Source organism: Streptomyces sp. B1866, assembly GCF_031932565.1.
In the GTDB taxonomy this organism is placed as follows: domain Bacteria; phylum Actinomycetota; class Actinomycetes; order Streptomycetales; family Streptomycetaceae; genus Streptomyces.
In genome coordinates this window covers 1-26,249 of the sequence record NZ_JAVSCF010000060.1, presented here as the reverse complement: position 1 = coordinate 26,249, position 26,249 = coordinate 1, and the positions used below count along the sequence as shown (strand labels likewise).

At 72.8% G+C, this 26,249-nt stretch carries 27 protein-coding genes and 1 pseudogene; 12 read left to right on the top strand and 16 right to left on the bottom strand.

The window, feature by feature from the left end; translation table 11 throughout:
* From RKE29_RS11465 to RKE29_RS11450, 4 genes are all read right to left on the bottom strand, one after another.
* Nucleotides 1-1,182, bottom strand: a 1,182-nt coding sequence (locus RKE29_RS11465; RefSeq protein WP_312005058.1) for a hypothetical protein, incomplete at its 3' end; no start/stop codon positions are given.
* A complete protein-coding gene (locus tag RKE29_RS11460; RefSeq protein ID WP_312005063.1) occupies nt 1,172-2,077 on the bottom strand; it encodes a hypothetical protein in 906 nt (301 codons plus the stop codon). The genes RKE29_RS11460 and RKE29_RS11465, both read right to left, overlap by 11 nt.
* Before the next feature lie 324 nt (nt 2,078-2,401).
* Entirely contained in the window at nt 2,402-2,710 is a 309-nt protein-coding gene (locus RKE29_RS11455) for a hypothetical protein (RefSeq protein WP_312005057.1), read from the bottom strand.
* A gap of 261 nt (nt 2,711-2,971) precedes the next feature.
* The gene (locus RKE29_RS11450; protein WP_312005056.1) at nt 2,972-3,178 is read right to left on the bottom strand and encodes a DUF397 domain-containing protein; all 207 of its coding nucleotides are present in this window, start codon (nt 3,176-3,178) and stop codon (nt 2,972-2,974) included.
* A 416-nt stretch (nt 3,179-3,594) separates the two neighbouring features.
* On the opposite strand from RKE29_RS11450, the gene RKE29_RS11445 reads away from it, so the two are divergent.
* Complete coding sequence (locus RKE29_RS11445) at nt 3,595-4,599, top strand: NlpC/P60 family protein (RefSeq protein ID WP_369016034.1); 1,005 nt, start codon at nt 3,595-3,597, stop codon at nt 4,597-4,599.
* A gap of 199 nt (nt 4,600-4,798) precedes the next feature.
* Nucleotides 4,799-5,548 carry a phosphatase PAP2 family protein gene (locus RKE29_RS11440; RefSeq protein ID WP_312005055.1) on the top strand — a complete coding sequence of 250 codons (750 nt, stop codon included), beginning with the start codon at nt 4,799-4,801 and terminating at the stop codon, nt 5,546-5,548.
* A 69-nt stretch (nt 5,549-5,617) separates the two neighbouring features.
* Here RKE29_RS11440 and RKE29_RS11435 read toward each other — a convergent pair whose 3' ends face one another.
* Both RKE29_RS11435 and RKE29_RS11430 read right to left on the bottom strand, forming a co-directional pair.
* A complete protein-coding gene (locus RKE29_RS11435) occupies nt 5,618-7,225 on the bottom strand; it encodes an FAD-binding oxidoreductase (RefSeq protein ID WP_312005054.1) in 1,608 nt (535 codons plus the stop codon).
* A gap of 151 nt (nt 7,226-7,376) precedes the next feature.
* Nucleotides 7,377-7,628 carry a hypothetical protein gene (locus RKE29_RS11430; RefSeq protein WP_312005061.1) on the bottom strand — a complete coding sequence of 84 codons (252 nt, stop codon included), beginning with the start codon at nt 7,626-7,628 and terminating at the stop codon, nt 7,377-7,379.
* A gap of 224 nt (nt 7,629-7,852) precedes the next feature.
* On the opposite strand from RKE29_RS11430, the gene RKE29_RS11425 reads away from it, so the two are divergent.
* Entirely contained in the window at nt 7,853-8,749 is an 897-nt protein-coding gene (locus RKE29_RS11425) for a hypothetical protein (protein ID WP_312005060.1), read from the top strand.
* A 304-nt stretch (nt 8,750-9,053) separates the two neighbouring features.
* Nucleotides 9,054-9,272, top strand: coding sequence for a hypothetical protein (locus RKE29_RS11420; RefSeq protein WP_312005053.1), 219 nt, complete (start codon nt 9,054-9,056; stop codon nt 9,270-9,272).
* Between the two features lie 47 nt (nt 9,273-9,319).
* Here the strand turns inward: RKE29_RS11420 and RKE29_RS11415 are convergent, their stop codons facing one another.
* A complete protein-coding gene (locus RKE29_RS11415; RefSeq protein WP_312005052.1) occupies nt 9,320-9,706 on the bottom strand; it encodes a metal-sensitive transcriptional regulator in 387 nt (128 codons plus the stop codon).
* Nucleotides 9,707-9,897: 191 nt separating this feature from the next.
* Here RKE29_RS11415 and RKE29_RS11410 point away from each other — a divergent pair, with 191 nt between their 5' ends.
* Together RKE29_RS11410 and RKE29_RS11405 are read left to right on the top strand one after the other, a co-directional pair.
* A complete protein-coding gene (locus RKE29_RS11410) occupies nt 9,898-10,518 on the top strand; it encodes a DUF47 family protein (protein WP_312005051.1) in 621 nt (206 codons plus the stop codon).
* 5 nt (nt 10,519-10,523) lie between these two features.
* Nucleotides 10,524-11,525: an inorganic phosphate transporter gene (locus RKE29_RS11405; protein ID WP_312005050.1), complete on the top strand. Its 1,002-nt coding sequence runs from the start codon at nt 10,524-10,526 to the stop codon at nt 11,523-11,525.
* A gap of 160 nt (nt 11,526-11,685) precedes the next feature.
* Here RKE29_RS11405 and pstB read toward each other — a convergent pair whose 3' ends face one another.
* The 4 genes from pstB to pstS form a co-directional block, all read right to left on the bottom strand.
* Entirely contained in the window at nt 11,686-12,462 is a 777-nt protein-coding gene (gene pstB, locus RKE29_RS11400) for a phosphate ABC transporter ATP-binding protein PstB (RefSeq protein ID WP_312005049.1), read from the bottom strand.
* A 36-nt stretch (nt 12,463-12,498) separates the two neighbouring features.
* Nucleotides 12,499-13,572 (bottom strand): phosphate ABC transporter permease PstA, encoded by a 1,074-nt coding sequence (gene pstA, locus RKE29_RS11395; RefSeq protein ID WP_312005048.1) that lies wholly within the window; start codon nt 13,570-13,572, stop codon nt 12,499-12,501.
* A complete protein-coding gene (gene pstC, locus RKE29_RS11390) occupies nt 13,569-14,585 on the bottom strand; it encodes a phosphate ABC transporter permease subunit PstC (protein ID WP_312005047.1) in 1,017 nt (338 codons plus the stop codon). Before pstC ends, pstA begins: the two co-directional genes overlap by 4 nt.
* A 136-nt stretch (nt 14,586-14,721) precedes the next feature.
* A complete protein-coding gene (pstS, locus tag RKE29_RS11385) occupies nt 14,722-15,849 on the bottom strand; it encodes a phosphate ABC transporter substrate-binding protein PstS (protein ID WP_312005046.1) in 1,128 nt (375 codons plus the stop codon).
* Between the two features lie 576 nt (nt 15,850-16,425).
* Here pstS and RKE29_RS11380 point away from each other — a divergent pair.
* Complete coding sequence (locus RKE29_RS11380; protein WP_312005059.1) at nt 16,426-17,436, top strand: NlpC/P60 family protein; 1,011 nt, start codon at nt 16,426-16,428, stop codon at nt 17,434-17,436.
* A 393-nt stretch (nt 17,437-17,829) separates the two neighbouring features.
* Nucleotides 17,830-19,062, top strand: a complete 1,233-nt coding sequence (locus RKE29_RS11375) for a fused response regulator/phosphatase (protein ID WP_312005045.1) — start codon at nt 17,830-17,832, stop codon at nt 19,060-19,062.
* Nucleotides 19,063-19,179: 117 nt separating this feature from the next.
* Here the strand turns inward: RKE29_RS11375 and RKE29_RS11370 are convergent, their stop codons facing one another.
* From RKE29_RS11370 to RKE29_RS11360, 3 genes are all read right to left on the bottom strand, one after another.
* Nucleotides 19,180-19,512: a DUF2516 family protein gene (locus RKE29_RS11370; protein ID WP_312005044.1), complete on the bottom strand. Its 333-nt coding sequence runs from the start codon at nt 19,510-19,512 to the stop codon at nt 19,180-19,182.
* Nucleotides 19,513-19,782: 270 nt separating this feature from the next.
* Nucleotides 19,783-20,412: a hypothetical protein gene (locus tag RKE29_RS11365; protein WP_312005043.1), complete on the bottom strand. Its 630-nt coding sequence runs from the start codon at nt 20,410-20,412 to the stop codon at nt 19,783-19,785.
* 44 nt (nt 20,413-20,456) lie between these two features.
* A complete protein-coding gene (locus RKE29_RS11360; RefSeq protein WP_312005042.1) occupies nt 20,457-20,930 on the bottom strand; it encodes a helix-turn-helix transcriptional regulator in 474 nt (157 codons plus the stop codon).
* 183 nt (nt 20,931-21,113) lie between these two features.
* Between RKE29_RS11360 and RKE29_RS11355 the strand changes: the two genes are divergently transcribed.
* The gene (locus RKE29_RS11355; protein WP_312005041.1) at nt 21,114-21,335 is read left to right on the top strand and encodes a hypothetical protein; all 222 of its coding nucleotides are present in this window, start codon (nt 21,114-21,116) and stop codon (nt 21,333-21,335) included.
* A gap of 93 nt (nt 21,336-21,428) precedes the next feature.
* Nucleotides 21,429-22,310, top strand: a complete 882-nt coding sequence (locus tag RKE29_RS11350; RefSeq protein WP_312005040.1) for a hypothetical protein — start codon at nt 21,429-21,431, stop codon at nt 22,308-22,310.
* Here the strand turns inward: RKE29_RS11350 and RKE29_RS11345 are convergent.
* Both RKE29_RS11345 and RKE29_RS11340 read right to left on the bottom strand, forming a co-directional pair.
* A pseudogene (locus tag RKE29_RS11345) lies at nt 22,229-22,528 on the bottom strand (VOC family protein); the annotation flags it as partial. The gene RKE29_RS11350 and the pseudogene RKE29_RS11345 overlap by 82 nt on opposite strands.
* Before the next feature lie 176 nt (nt 22,529-22,704).
* Nucleotides 22,705-24,045, bottom strand: coding sequence for a carboxylesterase family protein (locus RKE29_RS11340; RefSeq protein WP_312005039.1), 1,341 nt, complete (start codon nt 24,043-24,045; stop codon nt 22,705-22,707).
* Nucleotides 24,046-24,189: 144 nt separating this feature from the next.
* Here RKE29_RS11340 and RKE29_RS11335 point away from each other — a divergent pair, with 144 nt between their 5' ends.
* Both RKE29_RS11335 and RKE29_RS11330 read left to right on the top strand, forming a co-directional pair.
* A complete protein-coding gene (locus tag RKE29_RS11335; protein WP_312005038.1) occupies nt 24,190-24,744 on the top strand; it encodes a TetR/AcrR family transcriptional regulator in 555 nt (184 codons plus the stop codon).
* A gap of 391 nt (nt 24,745-25,135) precedes the next feature.
* Nucleotides 25,136-26,230: a MerR family transcriptional regulator gene (locus RKE29_RS11330; protein WP_312005037.1), complete on the top strand. Its 1,095-nt coding sequence runs from the start codon at nt 25,136-25,138 to the stop codon at nt 26,228-26,230.
* Nucleotides 26,231-26,249 lie beyond the last annotated feature (19 nt).

Here is a 26,249-nt window from a genome sequence, read left to right as displayed (position 1 = left end):
GGCGACGGGGTTGGCCGGCCGGGCCGGGCCCGGGCCCGCGGCCGCCGGGGCCTCGGCGCCGCGCGCGCCGTGCGTGGTGATGCCCTGCTTGACCAGGGCGGCGGGCGAGCTGACGATGGCGGCGGCCTGGCGGGAGGCGGGGTCGACGCTGGCCGCGCGGGCCTTGACGATCTCGTCGCCGAAGCCCGGTACGAAGCGGTAGATCATGGCGCTGGCGAAGATGGCGAGGATGATGATCGACAGGCCGGAGACGATGGCCGAGAAGGCGTCGGGGCCGTCGTCGTTGGTGGACAGGGCTCCGGCCAGGGCCAGCACGGTGACGATCACCGGCTTGACGAGGATCACGGCGATCATGATCCCGGCCCACCGGCGCACGTGCCCCCACATGTTCTTGTCGACCAGGCCGGAGTAGACGGCCGTGCCCAGCAGCGCGCCGACGTAGAGCAGGGCGGCGCGGATGACCAGCTCCAGGCACAGCACGCCCGCGGCGAGGATGGTCACCAGGGACACGACGATGAGCATGATCGGCCCGCCGCCGATGTCCTGGTCCTGCTGGAGGGCCTGGGAGAAGGAGTTGAAGAAGGTCGCGTTGTCGGCGCCGGTGCCGGTGGCGATGGCATCGGTGACGGCGTCGGTCGCGGTGACCACCGTGTAGAGCACCAGGGGCGTGAAGGCCGAGGCCAGGACGGTCAGCCACAGGAAGCCGACGGCCTCGGACAGCGCCTGGGTGACCGGCGCGCCGCGGATGGCGCGCTTGGTGACGGCCAGCAGCCACAGGATGAGGGTGAGGATGGTGGAGGCGGCGAAGACCACGGCGTACTGCCGCAGGAACGCCTCGTTGGTGAAGTCGACGTTGGCCGTCTCCTTCACCAGGTCCGACAGCTTGCCGACGAGCCAGGAGGCGGCGTCGGCGCAGCCGCGGGCCAGGGACGCGGCCGGGTCGAGCGGGTTGGTGGGGTCCTGGCTGGGGGTGCCGTCGCTCTTGCCGGTCTTGCACAGGTTCCTGAGCTCGGGCGGGAAGTCGGAGCAGTCCTTGCCCGTGGGGCTCGGGCTGGCTCCGGGGCTCGGCGGGACGGTCGGCGAGGGCGCGGCCGCGGCGCGGGTGGCCAGCAGCACGGCGGCGGCCTGCAACGCGAGGAGCGCGGCGGCCACCGGGCGGGCGCGGCGGCGGTCAACGGACATAGGTGAACCCTCCGAACCCTTCCACGGCCTCGGCCATGTCCTCGGCCGACGAGGCGGCCTGGTCGCGGCCGACGGGCGCCGGGCCGTCCTGTTGCGTGTAGTCGAGCACCTTCCAGGCGTCGCCGACCCAACGGAGCTGGAAGGTCCTGGTGTACCAGCCCTCGGACACCGGGTGCCGGGAGCCCTCGCCGGCGAGCCCGAGCAGGGAGGAGTACCACACCGCGACGGTGGCGGTGTCCCCCTCGACCTTCTCGGCTCTGGTGCCGACGGGGGTGGCGCGGGAGACGAAGGTGGTGCCGGCCGGGGCCTGGCCGTCGGCGTCGAGGCCGACGGCCGACAGGAGGCTGCCCGCGTACACGCCGTCGAAGTCGCTCTGGCGCTGGGCGGCGACCTGCGGGGCGTAGACGGCGTCGACGATCGCGTGCCGCTGGTCGGTGCGGTACATCTCCGCGGAGCCGAGCGCGACCGCGTAGTTGGCCGCGGCGCTCTGCGCGCCCTGCTCGGTGCGCGGGAAGCCGGCGGCGATCCGGGTCACCGGGTCCACGCCGGTCACCGGGCGCTCGCCGGTGGGCGCGGTGGGCCGGCTGCGGGCGCCCGTGCCGCCGCCGGTCCCGCCGTCGCCGTCGTGGTCGGAGCCGCCGCCCCCGCCCCCGCCGCGGTTGGCGAAGGCGATAGCGGCGATGAGCAGGACGACGACGCCGACCACCGTGATGAGGTTGCGGCTGGGCCGGGGGCGGGCGCCGCGGCGGGGCGGCCCGTACGGGTCGCCGTCGCCCTCGGGCAGGCGGGTGCGCGTCATCCGGGCCTGGGAGGAGCGCGTGCCGCCGCGGCCGCCGTCCTGGCCGTACCCGTCGCCGTAGTCCCGGCCGTAGCCGTCGTCGCCGCCGAGGCTCATCGCTCGCACGTCCCTTCCCCCGCGTGGCCGCCGCGCACCGCGGCGCCGACACCTCCGTACGACGGTAGCGGCGCGGTCTGACGCCCGGAGGCGGTGGTGTGAGTGGACATCAAGCTGACACGACCTCAGCGGGGGGAGCGGGCCTGGGGAGTGGGCCTCGGGGGGCGAGGAGCGGGACGTTCGGCGAGTGGGGGGTTGGAACGCTCACGGAGGGGAACCTGGAACCAGATGGAACCGACGGGAAGCGGCGGACGCCCGGAGGCGCGGGTACGTCAGGGGGTACGGGGGCGCGGCGGACCGGGCGCCGGGTGCGGAGCGGCCCGGCTATACGGCCATGCCGTACACGATCGTGAACAGTGTGCCCAGCGATCCGATAATGAACACACCGGTGAGCCCGGCCACGATCAGGCCCTTGCCCTGCTCGGCGCTGAAGGTGTCGCGCAGGGCGGTCGCGCCGATCCGCTGCTTGGCCGCTCCCCAGATCGCGATGGCGAAGCACAGCAGCAGGGCCACGGCCATGACGACCTCGATCATCACGCGGGCCTCTTTGCCCAGGTCGCCGAACGGGCCCCAGTCTGGGGCGATTCCGCCGATGATGGTGTTGATATCGCCCTTTTCGGCTGCTAGGAACATGTCGAACTCACCGCCCCTTGTGGCTGATTGTGGGCCCACGCCGGAGGCATGGGTCAGCTCCTATCTTCGCCGACGATCCCGCTTCCGCAGGACGGCTTGACAGGTTTTCTTCGCCGAACCCGTACGTGTTGTGGACCACGCCTGTCCACCCGCGTCCGTACGGGTCAGCAAAGTGTCCTCAGATCACCGTGTGTACCACGCGGGTGCGCCCCGGGCAACGAGTGGCCCGGGGCCCCGCGCGGCCGGCGTCCGGCCGTGGGCTTAGCCTTCGGCGTAGTCGTCGAACTCCCCGGCCTTGACCCCCTTGACGAAGGCGTCCCACTTGGCCCGGGTGGTGACGACGACGGTGTCCGGGTCGTTGCTTTCGCGCATGTAGATCTGGCCGTCCGGGCCCGCGGCCACCTCAAGGTAGGGGCCCGGCTCGTCGTCCCCGGCGGACGAGGCCCGGTGCCAGTCGAGTTGCGGCATCCGTGATCGGTCCTCTCGGCTTCAGGCGGCTGGGTCGGATGTTTCCGAAGAGTTCAAGACAGAAGACGGCCGGAGTGTTCCGGCCGGGGGCGGCCGGTGCGCCGGGCCGGGCCGCGCGGCGGCCTCCCGCGCGGGCGGCCCGTTCCCCGTGCACGGCCGGGCCGTTCCTCCGTGCGGGACTCTACGCGCTCCGCCCGGGTCGCGGTCCGCGCATCCCGGGTGTTCCCGCCGCACGCCGGTGCGCGCCCGCGCGTGCCGAGGCGTGCCGGAGTGCGCGCGTCGCGGGCGCGGGGACGGCCGGAGCGGGGCGGCACCCGCCGCCCTCCCGCGCGGGATGACGGTTCCGGAGGCGTCCCGGCGGCAGTCCGCTCACGGAATGGCGTTCATAGGCCGCCCGGATGGGGGAAGATGGCCGCGTGCGAAAGGTCTGGGTGGGCGTCACGGTCACGTTCGGGCTGATGTTCTCCTCGGTGGCGGCGCTGATCGTCGGCACGTACGTGGTGGCCGGCGACCTCGCCGGCGGCCGGGACGGCGGGGTCCGCCTGGCCAGAGGGACCGTCCCCGCCTCGTACGAGCCCCTGGTGCAGCGCTGGGGCCACCTGTGCGGCGCGATCAACCCGGCCCTGCTGGCCGCGCAGCTGTACCAGGAGAGCGGCTGGAACCCGAACGCGCAGAGCCCGGCCGGCGCCGTGGGCATAGCGCAGTTCATCCCCGGCACCTGGGCCCTGCACGGCATCGACGGCAACAAGGACGGCAGGCGGGACATCAGGGACCCGGAGGACGCGATCCCGTCCGCCGCCTCCTACGACTGCTCGCTCGCGCGGCACGTCAAGGACGTGCCGGGCGACCCGACGCACAACATGCTCGCCTCTTACAACGCGGGCGCCTACGCGGTGATCAAGTACCGGGGCGTGCCGCCGTACGCCGAGACCCGGAACTACGTGAAGACCATCACCACGCTCGCCGCCAGCTTCCGCGCGCCCGACCGGCCGGTGGCCTCCTCCCGCCAAGCGGCCGGGGCGATCTACTTCGCGCAGAACCAGCTCGGCACGCCCTACCGGTGGGGCGGCGACGGCACGGCCGCGGACGACGGCCGGTTCGACTGCTCGGGGCTGACCAAGGCCGCGTACCACTCGGTGGGCATCGAGCTGCCGCGCGTGGCCAACGACCAGTGGAATGCCGGGCCCCACCCGCGGCGCGACGAGCTGCGCCCCGGCGACCTGGTGTTCTTCGCCTACGACCTCGGCGACCCCCGGACGATCCACCACGTGGGCATCTACGTCGGCGACGGCTATATGATCAACGCGCCGTACACCGGGGCGGTCGTCCGCTTCGACAAGATCGACTCGCCGGACTACATCGGCGCGACGCGCGTGACGGCCGACGGCGCCAAGGCCCTGCCGGCCCCCGACGCTGTGTGACATCCCTCCCCGTGAGCTGCGACGACGGGTAACCCTTCGATAACGTAGTGGTGATCGTTGGGTGGAGACCGGAACGTACGGGGTAGCAAGGGCGTTCCCTGGGAGTGGTAATAGCAGCGGACTCTCGGCATCGGGCGAAAGTCACCACGGGGGCTGACACCGTTATGTAGCGACTGGCAAGGGATAGGGGCCGCGCACCATGGCTGGAATCGCACTGGACGTGTCCGACCCCGACGTCAGCCTGCTGTACGACATCAACGGGCTCGCCCGGCACATGCCCGGCTGGTTCAACCGCGCCATGGAGTTCACCGGCGAGTACGGGATCATCATCGCGCTGGCGCTGCTCACGCTCGCCTGCTGGTGGACCTCGCGGCGGAGCGCGGGGGACGGCGCGCCCGACACGTTCGCCGCGGTGCTGTGGGCCCCGCTGGGGGCGGGTCTCGCCCTGCTGGCCAACATGCCCCTCCGCGGCTTCGTCGAGCGGCCCCGGCCCTTCGTGGACCACCAGGGGCTGGACGTGCTCGCGCCCGGCAAGGGCGGCTACTCCTTCGTCAGCGACCACGCCACGCTCACCATGGCGCTGGCCGTCGGCCTCTTCCTCGCCCACCGCGCGTACGGGCTCGCCGCCATCGGCCTGGCGCTGCTGGAGGGCTTCCTGCGCGTCTACGAGGGCGTGCACTACCCCACGGACGTCATCGGCGGCTTCGCGCTGGGCACGGCGGTCGCGCTGCTGCTCGCGCCGCTGGCCATGATGCTGCTGACGCCGCTGGCCGCCGCGGTCGCCGCGTCCCGCGCGGGCGGGCTGGTACGGGCCCGCACGGCGCCGCCCGGCCCGGTGGCGCGGGCGGAGGGCGCCGGGGCCGGGGAGGCCGGGGACCGGGCGGAGGTGCCGCAGCCGCGGTCGCCGGGGGACGGGCAGCGCCGGGCGAACAAGGACCTGGCGGCCTGACGCCCCGCGCGGGCGCCCTTCGGGCCCGCACCGGTCCCGCCGGTCCCGTCGTGCTGTCAGCCGGCGGCCTCACAGGGCCTGCGGGAAGGTGAACAGCCGGTCCGGGTCGTAGCGCCGTTTGACGGCGGCGAGGCGGCCGGCCGCGGCGCCGTAGTAGGCGCGGCGCCAGTCGCGCAGGTCCGGGTCGGGGTAGTTCTGGTACGCCGCGCCCGAGGCGTACCGCCGCATCGCCGCGTGCGCCTGGCGCAGCCACGCCGTCTGCGCGGTGCCCGCCGCGCCGGCCGGCCAGGAGGCCAGGTACTGGGCGAGGAAGCGCGCGCGGCGGTGCACGAAGGCGGTGGCCGACGGCGCGACGCGGTTGACGGCGCCGCCGAGCGCGGTGAGCGTGACGCTCGCGGCCCCGCCGCCGCCTCCCGCGCGCCGCCCGTAGCGCTCCAGCTGGTCCAGCAGCGCCCGCTCGCCCGCCTCGCCCAGCGCGCGGTCGTAGAAGTCCGAGCGCGCCGCGTACGTCTCCCGCGCGAGCGCCCCGGCGACGGCGCGGCCCGGGGTCGCGCCGGGCAGCCGGCACCGCTCGGCCGCGGTCTCGCCGCAGCCCGCGTACGCGCGCATGGCCCGCACGTAGGGGTGGCGGCGCAGGGTGACGGAGGCGGCGGGGCCCGGCCCGCCGGGGGCGTCCGCGAGCCGGTCGACGGCGTTCTGAAGGTCGCCGTAGGTGCCCAGCGAGAAGCAGCTCACCGAGACCCGGGGCGGGGCGCCGGGGGTGGCGTCCAGGTGCAGGGCCGACCAGATCTCGTCGGGCTGGTCCGGGCCCCAGCGCTGCCAGGAGCGCAGCACGGCCGCGGCCTTCGGCCACGGCCAGGTCAGGTAGCCGGTGACGCCGTCGGCCGCCGGGTGGGTGCGCAGGCGCAGCTCGGTGACCACGCCGAAGTTGCCGTTGCCCGCGCCGCGCAGCGCCCAGAACAGGTCGCCGTCCCGGTCGGCCGACACCTCCCGGACCCTGCCGTCGGCGGTGACCACGCGCGCGCCGGTGAGGCTGTCGCAGGTGAGTCCGTACGCGCGTGAGACGACGCCGTGGCCGCCGCCGAGGGCGAGCCCGGCGATGCCGACGGTGGGGCACGACCCGCCCGGGACGGTGACGCCGCGCGCGCCGAGCCGGTCGTAGACGTCGATGAGCCGCGCGCCCGCGCCCACGCGCGCGCCGCCGGAGGCGGAGTCGACGGCGTTCAGCGGGGAGACGTCGATGACCAGGCGGCCGTCGCCGCTGGACCAGCCGGCGTAGCTGTGGCCGCCGCCGCGGACGGCGACGGGCGTGCCGTGGCGGCGGGCGAAGGCCAGGCACTCGGCGACGTCGGCGGTGTTCTCGACGTAGGCGACGGCGGCCGGGCGCTGCTGGTCGAAGCGGGTGTTGTACAGCTGGCGGGCGACTGTGTAGTCGGCGTCGCCCGGGCGTACCGTCCGGCCGGCCAGGCCCCGGCCCAGGGCGGTCCAGTCGGCGGCCTTCGGCGGCCCGCCGGGGCGGGCCGGGGCGCCGGGCGCGCCGGGTCCGGAGGGCGGGTCCGGCGGGCTCCCGGACGGGCCGGGGCGCGTGCTCTCACCGGAGCCGCGGTCGCAGGCCGCGGCGCCCTGGGCCGTCACCGCGAGCCCCGCGCCCGCCGTCAGCAGTGTCCGCCGCCTCATGGTGGCCCCTTCCGTCCCTCGCGCCCTGCCGGCCTGATGGGCGCCCAGGGGCCCCGCCGTGTCGTTCCATGCCCCGCCCATGCCCCGCGCGGGCGCGTGCGCACGTCGCCGCGGCGGCACGGTGTTGACGGGCGCATTTCAGGTGCCGCACTCAGTGAGAGGGCGCGGCGGCCTTGACGGTTCCCTCCGCCTCGTGGTCGGCCGCGTCCGAGCGCGCGCGGGACCGGGCGCGGCGGGCGGGCCCGCGCCAGCCGCAGGCGCAGCGGGCGAAGCAGAAGGGGCCGTTCTCGACGGTGCTGGTGCGGTGCCGCGTGGCGGTTCCGGGTGCTGCCGGGTCGTCCGCCGCGCCTTCACGCGCGCGGTCGCGATACGCGCCGCCGCCGTCCGTACCGCCGCGGTACACGCTGCCGTACGCGCCGCCGTCGTCCGTCCGGCCGGGCTCGGTCCGGTCGCCTGCCGCGTCTCCAGCGTCGAGCACACGACCACGCTACCGGGGGCGTGACGGCCCGGAGGTACGGATCGTTGAACCGGGCGAGGTTTACCGGACGAAGCGGGATGAAGAGCACCGAAGAGCGGCACGGGCCGCACCACCGGTGCGGCCAGGCGCGGTCAGGGGGTCGGCGGGCGATGGGGTCTTTGCGGCGCGAACGCGGGAGCGGCGCCGTGGCCGCCGTGGCGGGCGGCCTCGTCTCCGTCCTCCTGACGGCGGTCGCGGGCTGCTCGTCCCCCACGGCGGCCGACGACCATCCGGCCGACGACTCGGCGCCGGGCGCGGCGGCCGCGCTGCACCGGGCGGCCGACGTGCTGGCCCGCGCGGGGAGTTCGCGGGTGCGTACGACCGTGGAGACCGCGTCCGGTGGCACCCGGCTGTCCATCCGGGGCACCGGGGCGTACGACTTCGCGGCCCGCCAGGGGCGGCTCCGGCTGGTGCTGCCACGGGACGCGCGTGGCGACGAGGAGCACGAGCCGATCACCGAACTGCTGGTGTCCGGCGTGCTGTTCATGCGCAACCGGGGCGCGGGCGTGCCGGTGGACAAGTGGGTCCGGGTGGACACGGCCGGCATCCCGGACGGCAACCTGGTCAGCGGCGGGGCCACCGACCCGCTGGCAGCGGCCGAACTGCTGCGCGGCGCGCGGGAGGTGCGCGCCGTGGGCCGGGAGCGGCTGGGCGGCGCGGTGGTGTGGCACTACTGGGGCACGGCCGACATCGGACGGGCCGCGCGGGCGGCGTCGCCGGGCGTGCGCGGCCCGCTCACCGCCGCGGCGACCGGCTTCGCGGACGGCACGGTGCCCTTCGACGCCTACCTCGACAGCCGGGGGCGGCTGCGCGCGGTGCGCTACCGCTTCGCGGTCGCGAACGAGTGGGGTGGTGCCGGGGACGGCGCACCGCGTACGGTGAGCGTGGTGTCGACGGCCGAGCTGTACGACTTCGGCGCCGAGGCCGACGTCCAACTGCCCGCGCCCGCCGACATCTACACGGGTAGGGTCGGCGCGCCGCGCGGTCGGGCGGCCCCGGACGGGTAGTCGCGCGCCCGGCGGCCGGTGTCGCCACGCGGACCGGCGCGGCCGGGGCCCGGACGCGAGCCCGCCGAGCTGCACGGGCGTCCGCGCGCGCCCCCAGCGCGGGCCCGTACGCCGGGGCGCGCGGCGGGGGCATACGCGCGGGCGGGCGGTGGGGCGCACGGGCGCGCGGACGGCGCGGCCGCGAAATGGCCCATCCGTGCCATGCGCGGATTGTGTACCGATCCCTACGCTGGTAATCCGCGACCGGAATACCGGGAAGACCGGCCAGTGCGCTCGCCGGTGCCCGCGGGAGGAGGTGGAACACGTGGTTGCGCGTCGCGGCTCGGCCGACCCGGACCCCGTGGCCCTCGCCGAGATCGATCTCTACGGTGACCTCATGATCGCCGCGTCGAGCGCGGACGAGGACCGGCTCAGTCCCGACCGCATCGACGAAGTGCTCCGGGTGAGCAGGCGGGACGACGACTGGGACGACTGGGGCGACGACCGATCAAATTCAGCCGATGGCGCGGCCCCCGGGACCTAGCCCGGGGACGGACAAATACCGCAACGGCCCCAAGGGCCACAAGGGACTCAGGTGCGCAGCAAGCGCGCGATCGCCGCCGTCGCCTCGGCGACCTTGGCCTCGGTCTCCTCCCCGCCCCGCAGGGCGGCGTCGGCCACGCAGTGCCGCAGGTGCTCCTCCAGCAACTGGAGCGCGAAGGACTGCAAGGCCTTGGTGCTCGCGGACACCTGGGTGAGGATGTCGATGCAGTAGACGTCCTCGTCCACCATCCGCTGCAAGCCCCTGATCTGGCCTTCTACCCGCCGCAGCCGCTTGAGGTGCTGGTCCTTCCGCTTGGCGTAGCCGTGCGGTCCGGCCGGGGCGGCGGCGTCCGCGGGCCGGTCGGGCGCCGGGGTTTCCGCACCGTCGCCCGCCTCGCCTGCGGCCGCTGTGCCGTCGGCTGCGGTGGTGGTCATGCGCCCTCCGTCGTTGTCACGTTCTGATATACCCCGGGAGGGTACATTGTACTGCTCTTTTCCGGACGAACCGCCATTTTCCAACGGCCAAGGTGGCCGATGGGTGACATTGAGGGAACACCAGTTAGCCGTGGCCGGATGATGCGCCTAGCATCAACGGGACCGACATCGATGCCGACCGAGGACCCCCAGTGCGTTTTCGTCTGACCCCGCGGGAGACGAGCTTCTACGACATGTTCGCCGCGTCCGCGAACAACATCGTGACGGGCTCCAAGCTCCTGATGGAACTGCTCGGGGCGGACTCCTCCGCGCGTTCCGAGATCGCCGAGCGGATGCGTGCCGCGGAGCACGCCGGGGACGACGCGACGCACGCGATCTTCCACCAGCTCAACTCCTCCTTCATCACGCCGTTCGACCGCGAGGACATCTACGCGCTGGCCTCCTCCCTCGACGACATCATGGACTTCATGGAGGAGGCCGTCGACCTGGTCGTCCTCTACCAGGTGGAGGAGCTGCCCAAGGGCGTCGAACAGCAGATCGAGGTGCTGGCGCGGGCCGCGGAGCTGACCGCGGAGGCGATGCCGCACCTGCGCACCATGACCAACCTGACCGAGTACTGGATCGAGGTCAACCGCCTGGAGAACCAGGCCGACCAGATCCACCGCAAGCTCCTGGCCCACCTGTTCAACGGCAAGTACGACGCCATCGAGGTGCTGAAGCTCAAACAGATCGTGGACGTGCTGGAGGAGGCCGCCGACGCCTTCGAGCACGTGGCCAACACGGTCGAGACCATCGCGGTCAAGGAGTCCTGACCCGGGTGGACACCTTCGCGCTCGTCGTGACCATCGGGGTCGCGCTCGTCTTCACGTACACCAACGGCTTCCACGACTCGGCGAACGCCATCGCGACCTCGGTGTCCACCCGGGCGCTGACCCCGCGCGTGGCCCTGGCCATGGCCGCGGTGATGAACCTGGCGGGCGCGTTCCTCGGCAGCGGCGTCGCGAAGACCGTGAGCGAGGGCCTGATCGCCGCCCCGACCGGCGACCACGGCATGCTCATCCTCTTCGCCGCGCTGGCCGGCGCGGTGATCTGGAACCTCACCACCTGGTACTTCGGCCTGCCCTCCTCGTCGTCGCACGCGCTGTTCGGCGGGCTGGTGGGCGCGGCGCTGGCCGGGTCGAGCACGGTGCACTGGGACGGCGTGCTGGAGAAGGTCGTCGTGCCGATGTTCGTGTCGCCGGCCATCGGCCTGGTGGGCGGGTACGGCGTGATGGTGGCCCTGCTGTGGGCCTTCCGCAATGTCAGCCCGCACCGCACCAGACGCGGCTTCCGCATGGCGCAGACCGTCTCGGCCGCGGGCATGGCGCTCGGCCACGGCCTGCAGGACGCCCAGAAGACCATGGGCGTGGTGGCGATGGCGCTGGTCATCGGCGGCTACCGGGACGAGGGCGACGCGATCCCGGTGTGGGTGAAGGTCGTGTGCGCCGGCATGCTGTCGCTGGGCACGTACGCGGGCGGCTGGCGCATCATGCGCACCCTCGGGCGGCGGATCATCCAACTCGACCCGCCGCAGGGCTTCGCGGCCGAGACCACGGCCTCCTCGGTCATGTACACGGCGTCGTTCATGTTCCACGCGCCGATCTCCACGACGCACGTCATCACCTCGGCGATCATGGGCGTCGGCGCGACCAAGCGGATGCGGGCGGTGCGCTGGGGGGTGGCGCGGGACATCGTCCTGGGCTGGTTCGTCACCATGCCGGCGGCGGGCGGGGTCGCCGCGCTCGGGTACTGGCTGGGTCACCTGGTCTTCGCCAGGTAACAGATGGCGGAATCTGTTACATGACATCTGTTATCTGGTATGTGATATCCAATATTCGCCGGACATGGAGCGGGCCCGCCCCCTGGAAGGAAAAGGGGGCGGGCCCATCGCCCTGCGGCGGCACCGCCATGCAGCGCCGCAGGGCGAGCCTTGCGGGCGGTCAGCCGAAGCGGCCGGAGATGTAGTCCTCGGTCGCCTGCACCGACGGGTTGGAGAAGATCCGCTCGGTCTCGTCGATCTCGATGAGCTTCCCGGGCTGCCCGACGCCCGCCAGGTTGAAGAACGCCGTACGGTCCGACACGCGCGCCGCCTGCTGCATGTTGTGCGTGACGATGACGATCGTGAACCGCGACTTCAGCTCGCCTATCAGGTCCTCGATGGCGAGCGTGGAGATGGGGTCGAGCGCGGAGCACGGCTCGTCCATCAGCAGCACCTGCGGCTCGACGGCGATGGCGCGCGCGATGCACAGCCGCTGCTGCTGGCCGCCGGACAGGCCGGCGCCCGGCTTGTTCAGCCGGTCCTTGACCTCGTTCCAGAGGTTGGCGCCCTTCAGGGACCGCTCGGCGATGTCCTGGAGCTCGTTCTTGCGGTACGAGCCGTTCAGCTTGAGCCCCGCCACCACGTTCTCGAAGATCGACATGGTGGGGAAGGGGTTCGGGCGCTGGAAGACCATGCCGACCGTGCGGCGCACGGCGACCGGGTCGACGCCCGTGCCGTACAGGTTCTCGTCGTCCAGCATCACCTTGCCCTCGACGCGGCCGCCGGGGGTGACCTCGTGCATGCGGTTCAGGGTGCGCAGGAAGGTGGACTTGCCGCAGCCGGACGGGCCGATGAAGGCGGTCACGGAGCGGGGCTCGACGGTCATCGAGATGTCCTCGATGGCCTTGTGGCTGCCGTAGTAGGCGGTGAGGCCGCTGACGTCGATGCGCTTGGCCATGGAAATCACTTCTCTTCTGTTCGTCGTCTCAGCGTCTCAGCGGCCGGTCTTCGGGGCTTTCCAGCGGGCGATGCCGCGCGCCACCAGGTTGAGGATCATCACGAAGGCGATCAGCACCAGCGCGGCGGCCCAGGCCCGGTCGTAGGAGGGCTCGTTGCCGTTCTGCCACTGCTCGTAGATGTAGTACGGCAGGGAGGACTGCGCGCCCTCGAACGGGTTGTTGTTGATCGTCTGGGAGCCGAAGACCAGCAGCACGATGGGCGCGCTCTCACCCGCGACGCGGGCGACGGCGAGCATGACGCCGGTGGCGATGCCGCCTATGGCGGTCGGCAGCACGACCTTCAGGATGGTCCGCCAGCGGGGCACGCCCAGCGCGAGCGACGCCTCGCGCAGCTCGTCGGGGACGAGCTTGAGCATCTCCTCGGTGGAGCGGACCACGATCGGCATCATGAGGATGGCCAGTGCCAGCGACCCGGCGAAGCCCGAGTAGTCGAAGTCCAGCACGATGATCCACAGGCTGAGGATGAACAGGCCGGCCACGATCGACGGAATGCCGGTCATGACGTCGACGAAGAAGGTCACGGCCTTGGCCAGCTTGCCGCGGCCGTACTCCACCAGGTAGATGGCGGTCAGCAGGCCGATCGGGGTGGCGATGAGGGCGGCGATGCCGACCTGCTCCAGGGTGCCGATGATGGCGTGGTAGACGCCGCCGCCCGCGAAGATGGTCTGGGTTCCGGCCATCGAGTGGCCGAGGAAGTACCCGTCGAGGACCTCGCTGCCGCGGTCGACGGTCTCCCAGATCAGCGAGACCAGGGGCACGACCGCGAGCAGGAAGCACACCCACACCAGGCTGGTGGCCAGCTGGTTGGTGGCCTGGCGGCGGCCTTCGACGGCCGCGGCGAGCGCGTACCCGCCCGCGACGAACAGCACGGCCGCGATCAGGCCCCACTGCACGCGGCTGTCCAGCCCGGCGGCGGCGCCGATGCCGCAGCCCACGGCGATCGCGCCGGCCGCGAGGGCCGGCGGCGTCCAGCGGGGCAGTCGGCGCTGGCGCAGGCCCAGCGACGAGCCGCCGGCGGCGCCGGTCTTGTCCACAGCGACGTTGCTCACGCGGCGGCCCCCGAGTACTCCTTGCGGCGGGCGATGATCAGTCGCGCGGCGCCGTTGACCAGCAGGGTGATCACGAACAGCACCAGGCCGGAGGCGATCAGGGCGTCCCGCGCGGGGCCGTCCGCCTCCTTGAAGTGGCTGACGATGTTCTGGGCGAAGGTGCCGCTGCCCGGGTCGAGCAGGCTGGGCTCGATCAGGTAGCTCGGGGACAGCACGGTGGCCACGGCCATGGTCTCGCCGAGCGCGCGGCCCAGGCCCAGCATCGAGGCGCTGATGATGCCGGAGCGGCCGAACGGCAGGACGGCCATCCGGACGACCTCCCAGCGGGTCGCGCCGAGGGCCAGGGCGGCCTCCTCGTGCATCCGCGGGACCTGCCGGAACACCTCGCGGCTGACGCTGGTGATGATCGGCAGGATCATGATCGCCAGCAGGATGCCGACGGTGAACAGCGAGCGCGGCGCGCCGTCGTTGTACTCGAAGATCTTCGTCCAGCCGAAGTAGTCGTCAAGCCACTTGTACAGGCCCTCCAGGTGCGGCACCAGGAAGAGGGCGCCCCACAGGCCGTAGACGATGCTGGGCACGGCGGCGAGCAGGTCGATGACGTACGCGACCGGAGTGGCCAGCACGCGCGGCGCGTAGTGGGAGATGAACAGCGCGATGCCGATGGCGACCGGCACGGCGATGACCATGGCGATGATCGAGCTGACCACCGTGCCGAAAGTCAGCACGGCGATGCCGAAGACCATCGGGTCGGTGGTGGTGTTCCACTCGAAGGTGGTGAAGAAGTTGCCGTGGTCCTTGGAGATCGCGCTGGCGGCGCGGACGGTGAGGAAGACCGCGACGGCGGCCATGGTCACCAGCAGCGCGATGCCCGACCCCCGGGACAGGCCCAGGAAGATCTTGTCACCGGCGCGGCCGGTGCTCTTCTGCCTGGTCGGCCCGGACGGCGTGCCCGGCTGGGCCGGCTGGGCCGTGGATAGTGTATCCGTTATTTCATTTTTCTCGGGTTTCATGGGTTCTCCGGTCTGCGGAGCCCTGGTGCGGCTCCTCGCTGGCGGTGCACCGGACGGTGCGGCCGGCTTCGCGCGTCGGCGGGACGCCGCCCCTGGAGAGGACGGGCCGCCGCGCGGAGCCGGCCGCACGCGGTAGTCAGGACAGCGTCTTGACGGTCTCGCGGACCTTGGCGGCGATCTCGGCGGGCAGCGGCGCGTAGCCGAGCTCCTTCACCGCGCTCTGGCCCTCCTCGCTGGAGAGGTAGGTGAGGAAGGACTTGGTGGCGGGCAGGGTGGCGGCCTTGTTGCCCTTGTCGCAGGCGATCTCGTACGTCACCAGGGTGATCGGGTACGCGCCCGGGGCCTTGGTGTCGTACGCCAGCTTCAGGGCCAGGTCCTTGCCGGTGCCGACGACCTTGGCCTGGGCGATGGCGGTGGAGGCGTTGTCGACGGTGGCGGCCACCGGGGCGCCCGCGCCGGTGTTCAGGTCGACGGTCTTGATGCCGTTGGCGGTCGCGTACGACAGCTCGAAGTACGAGATGGCGCCGGAGACCTGCTTGACCTGCGAGGACACACCGGAGGAGCCGTCGGCCGACTGGCCGCCCTTGCCCTCCCACGCCTTGCCCGGCTCGTGCGGCCACGCCCCGGCGGCGGCGGCCTTGAGGTACTTGGTGAAGTTGTCGGTGGTGCCCGACTCGTCAGAGCGGTGGAACGCCTGGATCTTCAGGCCGGGCAGGCTGACGCCCGGGTTCAGCTTCTTGATCGCCTCATCGTTCCACTTGGTGATCCCCGAGTCGAAGATCTTGGCCAGGGTGGGCGCGTCGAGCGTCAGCTTGTCCACGCCGGGCACGTTGAAGCCGACGGCGATCGGGCCGCCGACCATCGGCAGGTTGATGCCCTGCCCGCCCGAACACACCTTCTTCGACTCGGCGGCCTCGGCCGGCTTCAGCGCCGAGTCCGAGCCGGCGAAGGCGGTCTTGCCCTGCAGGAACTCCTGCACGCCCGCGCCCGAACCGGTCGCCTTGTAGTTGAGCTTGGTGTCCTTGCAGGCGCCGCCGTAGTTCTTGATCCACAGGTCCATGGCGTTCTTCTGCGCCGAGGAGCCCGAGGCCAGCAGCTGGCCGCTGCCCTCGCACTTGATGCTGCTCGCCGCCGTGCTGCCGCCGCTGCCGCCCGAGGAACCGCTGTTGTCGTCCGAGCCGCAGGCCGCCAGGACGAGGGCGCCGGACACGGCCAGGGCACCGGCCACGATGGCGCGGAACCGGGGGTTGCGCTGAAGCTTCACTGTTCGGGTGTTCCTTCCAGATTCTGCCGGTGGGGGACGGCACGCGGAGACAAAGAAGAGAGGGAGAGGGAGAAGCCGTGATGCGGATACGCCGTGCGCAGGTCCCCTGAGCGGGCGGTCGCGCTGCGTAACGCCGAAATTAGGCAGATCAGGTGAAGTGACCGATGGGCGTGGATGAACGAGCGGTGAACCTCGCCCATCGGGGTGATGGCCTTCGCGTCGTCTGGACATGGCCGTGTCGTAACGGAAATCCAAGGGAAATCGCGTCGTAACCCTGTTGGATCGGATCGGGGCGTGCGATCATCCGAACTTACGTACCAGTCAGTAATTTTGGCGCGGTCTGGCGCACTTGAACGCCCCTCAGACTGGGGAGGACTGGAGAGGCTGGGGAGGCCGGATCCGCCGGGCGGTACCGCGGCCCGGCGACGGTGGACGCTGCCCGGCGGCCGCGCGAGCGGCGGCCGGTGCGGACAAGGAGGGTGACCGACGGTGACCAGGGTGACGAAGGTGAGGCGGGCCGGGTTCGGCAGGGGCGCGAGCGCCGCCGCGGCCACTGCGCTCGTGTGCGCGCTGGGCATGCTGGCCGTACCCGGCACGGCGTACGCGGCGCCGGGCAGGCCCGCGCCGAAGCCCGACGACCACGAGACCCGGAGACTGGCGGACGTCCAGCGGCAGGTCGAGGACCTCTACCGCAAGGCGGAGGCCGCCACCGACGCGTACAACCTCGCGAGCGAGCGGCTGAGCCGCCAGGAGAAGGTCGTCGGGAAGATCGTCGACGCCGCGGGGAAGACCCAGACCGAGCTCGCCGCGCTGAAGGAGCGGGCCGGGGCCATGGCCCGCGCCCAGTACCGCGGCGGCGGCATGCCCCCCGAGCTGCGGCTGCTGCTCGGCGACGGCGGCCCCGAGCGGTTCCTCGACGACCTCGCGCTCGCCCGCAAGGGCCAGCAGGCCACCCGCGGCCTGCTGGACCGGCTGAGCCGCACCAAGACCACCCTCGACCGCTACGCGAAGTCCGCCACCCGGGAGTGGCAGCGGCTCGACCAGAGCCGCGGCCGCAAGGCGGCGGCCCGCAAGGACATCGAGCAGCGCCTGAAGCGCGCCAAGGAGCTTGAGTCGAAGCTGAAGGCCGAGGAGCGCGAGCGGCTGCGGAAGCTGGAGGAGGAGAAGGAGCGGCAGGCCCAGGCCCGGTGGCTGGGCAGCGGCGTGCTGAAGGACCTCGGCGCCAAGGCCAGCGAGGCCGGGCGGCGCGCGGTGGAGTTCGCCACCGGCCAGATCGGCAAGGACTACGTGTGGGGCGCCGAGGGCCCCCGGACGTACGACTGCTCGGGGCTGACGCTGCGGGCCTGGCAGGCCGCCGGGATCACCATCCCCCGCACGTCGCAGGAGCAGTGGCGGCAGCTGCCGAAGGTGCCGGTGTCGGACGTGCGGCCGGGCGACCTGATTATCTACTTCTCCGACGCGAGCCACGTGGGGATGTACGTCGGCGACGGCAGGATCGTGCACGCGCCGCGCCCGGGACGGCAGGTCACGCTGGCGGGAGCCGGCTCGATGCAGATCCTCGGGGCGGTCCGGCCGGACGCGCGCTGAGCCCGGCGGGGCGCGCTGAGCCCGGCGGGGCGCGCGGGGCGCGCGGGGCGGGGCGTACCGGCCCCCTCCTCGGGGCGCTACGCCCGGCCCCGCGCCCCTGCCACGCGCCGTCCCGCCGGGTCCTCCCCCTTTGATCCACTTGTCCCATGACGCGGACCGCCCGCGTGATGTTCGTCATCCCGCGGTGCGCGTCGGCACGCCAAGTCCCCTGCCTGGCTTGGCATATGACAAAAGTGGGGACCCGGAGCCATTCCGTTCGGGTATGCCCTCCGGTTAAGGTCGCCAGTCAGTGACCGGTGCCGCCGGCCAAACCGACCAGCCGGTGTGGCGCCGGGACCAGCGGCCCGCCGACGGCGGATCGCCGCACCCTCGGGGGGAGGGGAGGAACCAGCGATGTCCGTGCCCGTGCCGCGGCAGCGTGCCGTGCCGCCCGCGGTGGTCCGGCCCGTCGCCCTGCCGCACCCAGGACTCACCCTGCTGGTGATCGGGGACGATCCGGGCGGCTCCTTCACGGTGCCGGAGCTGCTGGACACCGAGGGCAACCGGGTCCGCATCCGCACCGCCCGCAACCTCACCGAGGCCGCCCGGCTGCTCACCCACGACGTGCAGTGCATCCTCCTCGACCTCGCTCTGCCGGGCGGCCCCCAGGCACCGGGCGGCGAGCTGGACACGCTGCGCGCGGTGCTGCGCCTCGCGCCCGCGCACGCCGTCCTCGTCCTGACCGGCGAGGAGGACGCCGAGCGCGCCGCCGAGGCGGTACGGGTCGGGGCGCAGGACTACCTCTTCCGCGGCGAGCTGGACGCGCGCGTACTCAGCCGCGCCATCCGGTACGCGGTGGAGCGCAAGCGCTCCGACCTGGCCCAGCGCCAGCTCACCGAGTCCCGGCTGCGCGCCCAGGAGAACGCCCGGCTGGAGCGCGGCCTGCTGCCCACGCCGCTGCTGGACGGCTCCGGCCTCGGCTTCGCCGCCTGCTACCGGCCCGGCCGCAGCCGCGCCCTGCTCGGCGGCGACTTCTACGACGTGGTGCGCACCGCCGACGGGACCGTGCACGCCATGATCGGCGACGTGTGCGGCCACGGCCCGGACGAGGCCGCCCTCGGCGTCGAGCTGCGCATCGCGTGGCGCGCGCTGACCTTCGCCGGGCTCAGCGGCGACGCACTGCTGGGCACCCTCCAGCAGGTCCTCGACCACGAGCGCGAGGACGACGAGATCTTCGCCACCGTGTGCACCGTGGACATCGCGCCGGACGGCCGCCGCGCCGGAGTCTGCCTGGCCGGTCACCCGCCTCCGCTGGCCGTCCGGCCGGGCCGGCCCCCGGCGCTGCTGCCCGCCGCCGACAACGGCCCGGCGCTCGGCGTCCTGCCCGCCGCCCGCTGGCCGCGCCACGAGGTGGAGCTGGGTGCCGTGTGGAGCCTGATGATGTATACGGACGGGCTGATCGAGGGCCACGTCGGCCAGGGCCCGCGGCGGCTGGGCCAGGAGGGCATGGCCGAGATCGTCGCCGGAAAGCTGGCGGCGGGCCTGCGCGGCGAGGACCTGCTGGCTGCGACCGTCACCGAGGTGCGCGCGCTCAACGGCGGGGACCTGACGGACGACGTGGCGGTGCTGCTGCTGGACCGCGCCTGACGGGGCTCGGTGCGGCCCGGCGCGCGGCGTACGGGGGCGTACGTGGCGTACGTCCGTACGCGCTGATGTCACCCGACGCGCCCGGACCGTGCGGAGCCCCCGTCGGCCCGGCCGCCCCTACCGCCCGTTGAAGGGCCCGTACGGACCGTCGGAGCTGGACCCGCGCCGCCACCGGCCGCCGGAGACCTCCCGCAGCGCGGGGCGCACGTCGACGACGTACACGATGGTGGCGATCAGGCCGAGGATCGGCAGGAACGCGAAGATCCCCATGAAGAGGTTCACCGCGGTGGCGAGACCCAGGATGATCAGCCAGAACGGCTTGGTCTGCTTGTCGGCCGCGCGGTAGGCGTCCTCCCGCCGGATGGCGGAGTCGACGAACGCGAAGAGGCTGAACAGGAGCAGGCCCACGGAGACCCAGTACATGACCTCGTTGAACCCCTGCAACAGCACGCCGTCCACCGCCTAAGAGAGTCGCCTGAGAAAGTCGCCTGGGAGAGCCGTCGAGTCGCCGGCGAGCCGACGGGTGTCGTCACCACGGCCACCGTACCCGGATACCGGACCGGACACGCAGGGGTATCGAGCCGTGGCGGTATGACGGCCCGCACACCTCCGGCCCGCCGCGCGCCCGCACGGGAGACGTACGGGCGCGCGGCGCGTACCGGGCCGCCGCCCCCGGACCGGGACCACCGCCCCGTACCCGGAACGGCCCCCGGACCCGGGTCACTCCTCGGACTTGGGGGCCGTCTTCCTGGCCGCGGTCTTGCGCGGGGCGGCCTTCCTGGCGGCGGGCCTGGCCCCGGACGCGCTCTTCCGCGCCGCGGCCCCGCTCCGGCCGCTCTTCCCGGCTCCGGCCTTGCCGGCCGCGCCCGCGCCGCCCTCCCCGGCGGGCTCCGCGGCCGCCTCCCGGCCCTCGGGCTCGATGGCCACGGCCACGTCGACCACCTCGTCGGCGGCCTCGCCGCGCCACTGCCGCACGACCGCCTGGCCGTGCTCGGCCACCTCGTCGTACCGCTCCCGCGCCTTCACGGCCAGCTCGGCGGCCCGCCCCACACCCTGGAGGGCGGCCTCCTGCACCTGCTCGCGCAGCGTCGCCAGGTCGTTGTCCAGCGCGCCGAACAGCTCGCCGAGCTTGTCCTGCGCGTCCTTCGCCCGCTGCGCGACCCGGTCCTGGACGGCCTTCGGGTCGGTCTTCCGCACGGCCGAGAGCCGGTCGGGCGCCTCGGCGACGAACTTCTCGACGAGCGCGGGCACCTCCTTGAGCTTCTGCGCGGCGAGGTCGGCGGTGCCCGCCACGAAGTACAGGGGGGTGGGGTCGGTGAGGGTCTTGCGCACGTCGTCGGTGATGGCCATGGGATGAATCCTCCCGGTGTTCAGTTCTGAGGCGGTGCGTCTGTTCAGTTCTGAGGTGGTGCGTCGTCGTCGGCGCCGGCGGCGGTGGCAGCGCCGGCGGGGGCGCCGGCCGGGAGGCCGGCGCCCGGGGCGCCGGCGCCGGGGTTCCGCCCCGTGGGGCCGTGCCCGTTCTCCTTGCGGAAGGACTCGTAGATCTGGAGCAGCACCTGCTTCTGCTGCTCGGTGACGGCGGGGTCCGCGAGGATCGCCTCGCGCACGCGCGTACCGTCGCCGTCCGCGTCCTGACTCCGCTCGTCGAGGATTCCGGCCCGTACGTACAGCGTCTCCGCGGAGATCCGCAGCGCCTTGGCGATCTGCTGGAGGATCTCCGCGCTCGGCTTGCGCAGGCCGCGCTCGATCTGGCTGAGGTACGGGTTGGACACCCCGGCCGCCTCGGCGAGCTGCCGCAGGGACAGCTGCGCGGTGCGCCGCTGCTCCCGCAGGAACTGGCCGAGACCGCCGACGTTCAGCGATGCCATACCTACGATGCTGCCTCGCCCTGCTAACTATTGCAAGCAAGTGCTTGCAGGAGTGGTGCGGGCGTGTCGGCCGGGGCGCCCGTCGTGTCGTGTCTCTGCGATGTGTAGGCAGTCCCGCTCGTCTGTAGGCATGTGCGGCTGGGTCCCGGTCGTGTGTAGGCAAGTTCCGAGGTCGCTGCCCGCTTGGTGGAGGTGTTCGCCGACGGCGGCGGGTTACTGGCCGGGGCCCTGCGGGTGGGTGATCAGATCGCGGTGCTTCCGGTGCTGTTCCATCTGCTCTGGCGCCGGGTCCTGGCCGTGGATCTGGAGGCCGGGCTGTTGTCGGCGGGCTCACGGGTCCGGCTCGGCACAGTGCGGGAAGGAAGTGGGGATGCCGTCGCGTCCGCGGTTGCTGCGAGGGGGTGATGTGGTCCGGTTCGACGGGCGGCTGCACACGGTGGCCGCGCTGGAGGGACTGCGGTCCGGCTGGTCGATGAGACGCGGTCGGCGAGCGTGGTGATGCTGGCCCATCTCTTGTCTTCCGCCCACTTCGAGGTGGTCACCCCGGCCTCGGTGCGGGCGGTGGTCCCGGCGGCCGGGGTGCTGGAGGGGCTTCCGGCGAAGGTGGTGGAGCGGGCCGAGTGGTGGCAGCGGGACCTGGTGGAGATGCTCACGGGCCGTCCGCTGGATGATCCGCACGTCCCGGTGCGGGCCGAGTACGACCCTGCTGTGAGGTCGTTGCGGCAGCGGGAGCTGGCCAAGGCCGCCGAACTGGCCGCGACCGGGCACACGACATCGCTGGCGCTGATCCAAAGGATGCGGCGCCGTTTCGAGGACGAGGGAGTTCTGGGTCTGGTCGACCCGCGGCTGCGGGCTGTCTCGGACGGCACGGGCCGCGCCGACCGGCGGGTGGTCGAGGCCCTGCGCAGGGTCGTGGACGAGCAGACGAGTAGGTCCACGGTTTCCGCACAGGTGCTGCGGCGCCGGATGGAGCGCCTCCTGGAGGCCGAACACGGGCCCGGAGTCGTGCCGTTGCCGTCGCGCACGGCGTTTTACCGGCTGCTGAAGACGGTCACCTCCGGGCGGCACACCCTGGGCTCCGCCCGCACCCGCCGCTCGCTGGCCAAGCAGCCGGACGGCATGTTCGGCCAGCTGACCGCAGCCCGTCCGGGCGAGGTGATGGAGATCGACTCGACTCCGCTGGATGTGCTGGTCGTTCACGACGACGGCACGGTGGACACCGTCGAGCTGACCGGCATCGTGGACATCGCGACCCGCACGCTGGCCGGTGAGGACCCGCGCCTTGTCCCCATGCGGCTGTGGTCCGGCTTGCCCGCACCCAGCTCCAGCAACCGGGTCTCCGCCACGTCCAAGTCCTCGTCGACCTTGAAGCAGATGTGACGCTGCTGGGGAACGAGCTGGTCGGGCCAGCTCGGAGGCCGGTAGTCGTCGACCCGCTGAAACCCGATCAAGAGTCCGTGCTCACCGTTGAGGCCCCCGAAGTCGGCGTCCGACTTCGGGTGCAGTTCAAGGCCGGTGGCCTGCTGATAGAACGCCGCCAAAGCCAGCGGATCAGGGCAGTCGAGCGTTATCGCAACCAGCTTCCTCTGCGGGGGCATGGCGCTCTGATAGGGATCCTTGGAAAGGGCCAGGGATACTTCTCGCCCACTTGATCCGACTTTCAAGGGAGTGGGGAGGTTTCGGGGCGAGCGGCATGCCGTCGATGAGGTGCGGCCGCCCATTCGTTCGGCGTTGGGGCCGCGCCGGCCCGTCGTGGGCGCCTTCGGCGTGGCTCTCAGAGGTGCCAGTGGCGGGTGGCGCGGGTGTCCGCCGTGAACTGGGGCCAGCGGGTGTCGGCGGTCGGGGCGCCGGTACGGATGAAGCCGAGCCAGGCGGTGCGCAGACGTCGTCCGAGGGTGTCCAGATCATCGGGGTGGGCGCCGGCGAGCATCGGTGCGGTGGCCCAGTCTGCGTCGGTGCCGAAGAGGAAGGGTAGTTCGATGCAGTGGGGCGCGCCGAAAGGTGAGCCGGAGGCGCTGTAGTCGAACCGATAGGTCCAGACGCGGGCGCCGGACTTGGCCAGCCGTGTGGCCAGGTGGCGGGCGGGGCGGTCGAAGGCGGCCGTGCTCACGGCGCGTTCCACGGCGTCCGCGGCCGCCGGTCCCAGGGCAGGGATCCGGCGCAGGCGGCGAAGCGCCGGATTCAGGGCGTAGAAGGCGCTCGCCTCCCGCGCGGTCGTGCCGACGATGACATCCACGGCGGGCGCCCGCTGGGCCAGGCATGCGGCCCAGGCCGCTTCGTCCGGCAGCGGGCCGACTCCGGCGACCGGCGTGAACTGAGGTGCGGTGTTGAGCTGGAGCCGGCCGGCCGCGTGGCGTGCGACTTCGCTCTGGGCGGCCAGGATGTCGGCCGTGGACGCGGTGCGTGGATCCGTGCCGAGGCGATCGAGGAAGCGCCGGGCGGCCCGCTCGGCGGTGCGGGCACTGCCGAGGCCGATACCGCCCGGAGAGCTCTGGATGATCGCCCGGCGAAACAGGCCCTCGGCTTCGGGCATGCCCAGCAGGCACTGCACGGTGTGGGCGCCCGCGGACTGGCCCGCCACGGTCACCGCGTCCGGGTCACCGCCGAACGCCGCGATGTTGTCGCGCACCCACCGCAGGGCCGCGAGCTGATCGGCAAGGCCCAGGTTGCCCGGGGAGATCCCCGGCGCCCGCAGGTAGCCGAGCACGCCGAGCCGGTAGCTGACCGAGACCACGACCACGTCGCCCTCACGGGCCAGCCGGTGACCGCCGTAGCACTTCCACGATCCGGCCCCCGAGATCCAGGCGCCGCCGTGGAACCACACCAGCACCGGCCGGGCCCGGTCGTCGGCGCCCGGCGTGGCGATGGTCAGATTCAGGCAGTCCTCGCCCTGCTCGTGCTGCTCCGGCACCCCCATCACGGGCTCCAGCCGGGACGGCCTCTGGGGTGCGATCGGGCCGTCGGTGGTGGCATCCCGCTCCCCGGTCCAGGCCGGCACCGGGCGGGGTGGTCCGAACCGCTCGCCGGTCGCGTAGCGCACACCCCGGAACACGGTCACGCCGTCCTCGACACGGCCACGCAGAACTCCGTCGCTGGTCTTTGCCTTGATGAGCATGGCTGCCTCCATCGCTTCCCTTATCGCAAGTCAACTTGCGATGAGAGGATTGAAACCGTCTCTGAGGCGTAACGCAAGTCTGCTGGCGATAATGTGGACGTGACACCATCCCGCTCGGCCCCATCGCACCGGCGCGGTGCCGCCGTGCGCCAAGCCGTCCTCGAAGCCACCATGGAACTCCTGAGCGCAGAGGGCCTGGCCGGCACCCGGATTGCGGACATCGCCGCCCGCGCCCACGTCCACGAGGTCTCCGTCTACCGGCGTTGGGGCACCCGGACCAACCTGATCCTCGACGCGCTCTCCCACCGCCTGGATACCGAGCTGCCCTGTCCGGACACCGGCTCCACGCACGAGGATCTGACCGTCTTCTTCGTTGCCCTGGCCGCTTTCCTGGCCACACCCATGGGCCGCGCGCTGGCCAGGGTCGCCCTCGACCCGCCGGACGACGCCACCCAGTCCGAGGAACTACGCCAGAAGTTCTGGGCCGCCCGCCTCGATCGCGCCGGCGTTCTCCTCCAACGCGGCATCGCCCGCGGCGACCTCCCCCGGCACACCGATCCGGAATTCCTGCTCGAAGTCCTCGGGGGCACGCTTCACCTGCGCATCCTGCAACGCGACCGGCCCGCGGACCACGACTACGTCCGCCGACTCGTCGACCTGGTCCTGACCGGAGCCCGCTCGACCCCCATCAACAGCTAGCGTGGGACAAGGCCCCTGGAAACGGCATGGCGCCGACCATCGGGCCCCCTCCCTTCTGGCCCCTCCGTCCGCACGTCAGCGTGCGTCTGCCTGGAGAGTCAAGCCGAGCGACTCTGAGGGCAGCCAGAGCACCGGGTAGGGAAATTCAGTCAGATATCGCCATCACCTCCGGACCGATCGGTGGACTTCCGCGATCAACACCCTAGAGGCGGCTACCTACGGTTGAGCGGGACACCGACCGCCCTCCCGTCCCACTCAACCGTAGGCACCCCAGGTCAGAGCCTCACCCTGCCCACAGTTATCTGGGACAGGACAGTGGTTGACCTTGCCCCTGGGGCAGGCCGCAGCATCGGTCGGGCCGGGCGGGTGCCCGGCAGTGGGGAGGAGCGGCATGGGGCTGCTGACCATCGGGGCGTTCGCGAAGGCGTCCCGGCTGTCGCCGAAGGCGCTGCGGCTGTACGACGAACTCGGCCTGCTGCCGCCCGCCCGCGTCGACCCGGTCACCGGCTACCGGCTCTACGCGCCCGAGCAGCTGGAGCGGGCCCGGCTCGTGGCCTGGCTGCGGCGGCTGGGCATGCCGCTGGCCCGGATCCGGGAGGTCTGCGCGCTGGACGCGGCCGCGGCGGCGCGCGAGGTACGGGCCTACTGGGCGCGGGTCGAGGCCGACACCGCCGCGCGGCGGGACCTGGCCGCCCTGCTCATCGACCACCTTGACCAGCTTGCAAGGAAGGACTCCGCCATGCCGTCTGTCAACCAACCGCTGGGCCTGCGCTACGCCGCGCTGTCGGACGCCGGGCTCGTCCGCGAGACCAACCAGGACACCGCCTACGCCGGCTCCCGGCTGCTGGCCGTCGCCGACGGGTTCGGGCGGGCGGGCGCACCGGCCAGCGCGGCGGCCGTCGACGCGCTCAAGCGCCTGGAGACCGAGAGCGTCCCGGCGGGCGACCTGCTCAACGTGCTGGCGGACGCGGTCGAGCAGGCCGGGCGGGCCGTACGCGGCGTCGCCGCGGCCGAGCCGGCGCCGCGCGAGGTGGGCACCACGCTGACCGCCATGCTGTGGACCGGGTCGCGGCTCGCGCTCGTACACATCGGGGACTCCCGCGCCTACCTGCTGCGCGACGGCGAGATCTTCCAGATCACCCACGACCACACCGTGGTGCAGACCATGGTCGACGAGGGCCGCATCAGCGCGGAGGAGGCCGCCTCCCACCCCCAGCGGTCCCTGCTGATGCGGGCCCTGGCCGGCGGCGGCGAAGGTGCCGTCGCCCCCGACGTGCGGCTGCGGGACGCCCGGCCCGGCGACCGCTACCTGCTGTGCTCCGACGGCCTGTCCTCGGTCGTCGCGCCCGGCGACGTGCGCCGGGTGCTGACGGCGGCCGGCGGGCCCGACCGGGCGGTGCGCGACCTGGTCGCCCTGGCCCACGAGTCCGGCGCCCCGGACAACGTCAGCTGCGTGGTCGCCGACGTGGTGGAGCCGGGTGTCTAGATGATCAATTCCAAGGGGT

Coding starts and splice junctions, on each gene's coding strand:
- RKE29_RS11440 (WP_312005055.1), top strand. CDS start 4,799: ATGGCTGGAATCGCACTGGACGTGTCCGACCCCGACGTCAGCCTGCTG.
- RKE29_RS11375 (WP_312005045.1), top strand. CDS start 17,830: ATGTCCGTGCCCGTGCCGCGGCAGCGTGCCGTGCCGCCCGCGGTGGTC.
- RKE29_RS11455 (WP_312005057.1), bottom strand. CDS start 2,710: ATGTTCCTAGCAGCCGAAAAGGGCGATATCAACACCATCATCGGCGGA.
- RKE29_RS11380 (WP_312005059.1), top strand. CDS start 16,426: ATGCTGGCCGTACCCGGCACGGCGTACGCGGCGCCGGGCAGGCCCGCG.
- RKE29_RS11425 (WP_312005060.1), top strand. CDS start 7,853: ATGGGGTCTTTGCGGCGCGAACGCGGGAGCGGCGCCGTGGCCGCCGTG.
- pstC (WP_312005047.1), bottom strand. CDS start 14,585: ATGAAACCCGAGAAAAATGAAATAACGGATACACTATCCACGGCCCAG.
- RKE29_RS11365 (WP_312005043.1), bottom strand. CDS start 20,412: ATGGCCATCACCGACGACGTGCGCAAGACCCTCACCGACCCCACCCCC.
- RKE29_RS11350 (WP_312005040.1), top strand. CDS start 21,429: ATGCTGGCCCATCTCTTGTCTTCCGCCCACTTCGAGGTGGTCACCCCG.
- pstB (WP_312005049.1), bottom strand. CDS start 12,462: ATGGCCAAGCGCATCGACGTCAGCGGCCTCACCGCCTACTACGGCAGC.
- RKE29_RS11330 (WP_312005037.1), top strand. CDS start 25,136: ATGGGGCTGCTGACCATCGGGGCGTTCGCGAAGGCGTCCCGGCTGTCG.
- RKE29_RS11340 (WP_312005039.1), bottom strand. CDS start 24,045: ATGCTCATCAAGGCAAAGACCAGCGACGGAGTTCTGCGTGGCCGTGTC.
- RKE29_RS11460 (WP_312005063.1), bottom strand. CDS start 2,077: ATGAGCCTCGGCGGCGACGACGGCTACGGCCGGGACTACGGCGACGGG.
- RKE29_RS11415 (WP_312005052.1), bottom strand. CDS start 9,706: ATGACCACCACCGCAGCCGACGGCACAGCGGCCGCAGGCGAGGCGGGC.
- RKE29_RS11360 (WP_312005042.1), bottom strand. CDS start 20,930: ATGGCATCGCTGAACGTCGGCGGTCTCGGCCAGTTCCTGCGGGAGCAG.
- RKE29_RS11435 (WP_312005054.1), bottom strand. CDS start 7,225: ATGAGGCGGCGGACACTGCTGACGGCGGGCGCGGGGCTCGCGGTGACG.
- RKE29_RS11450 (WP_312005056.1), bottom strand. CDS start 3,178: ATGCCGCAACTCGACTGGCACCGGGCCTCGTCCGCCGGGGACGACGAG.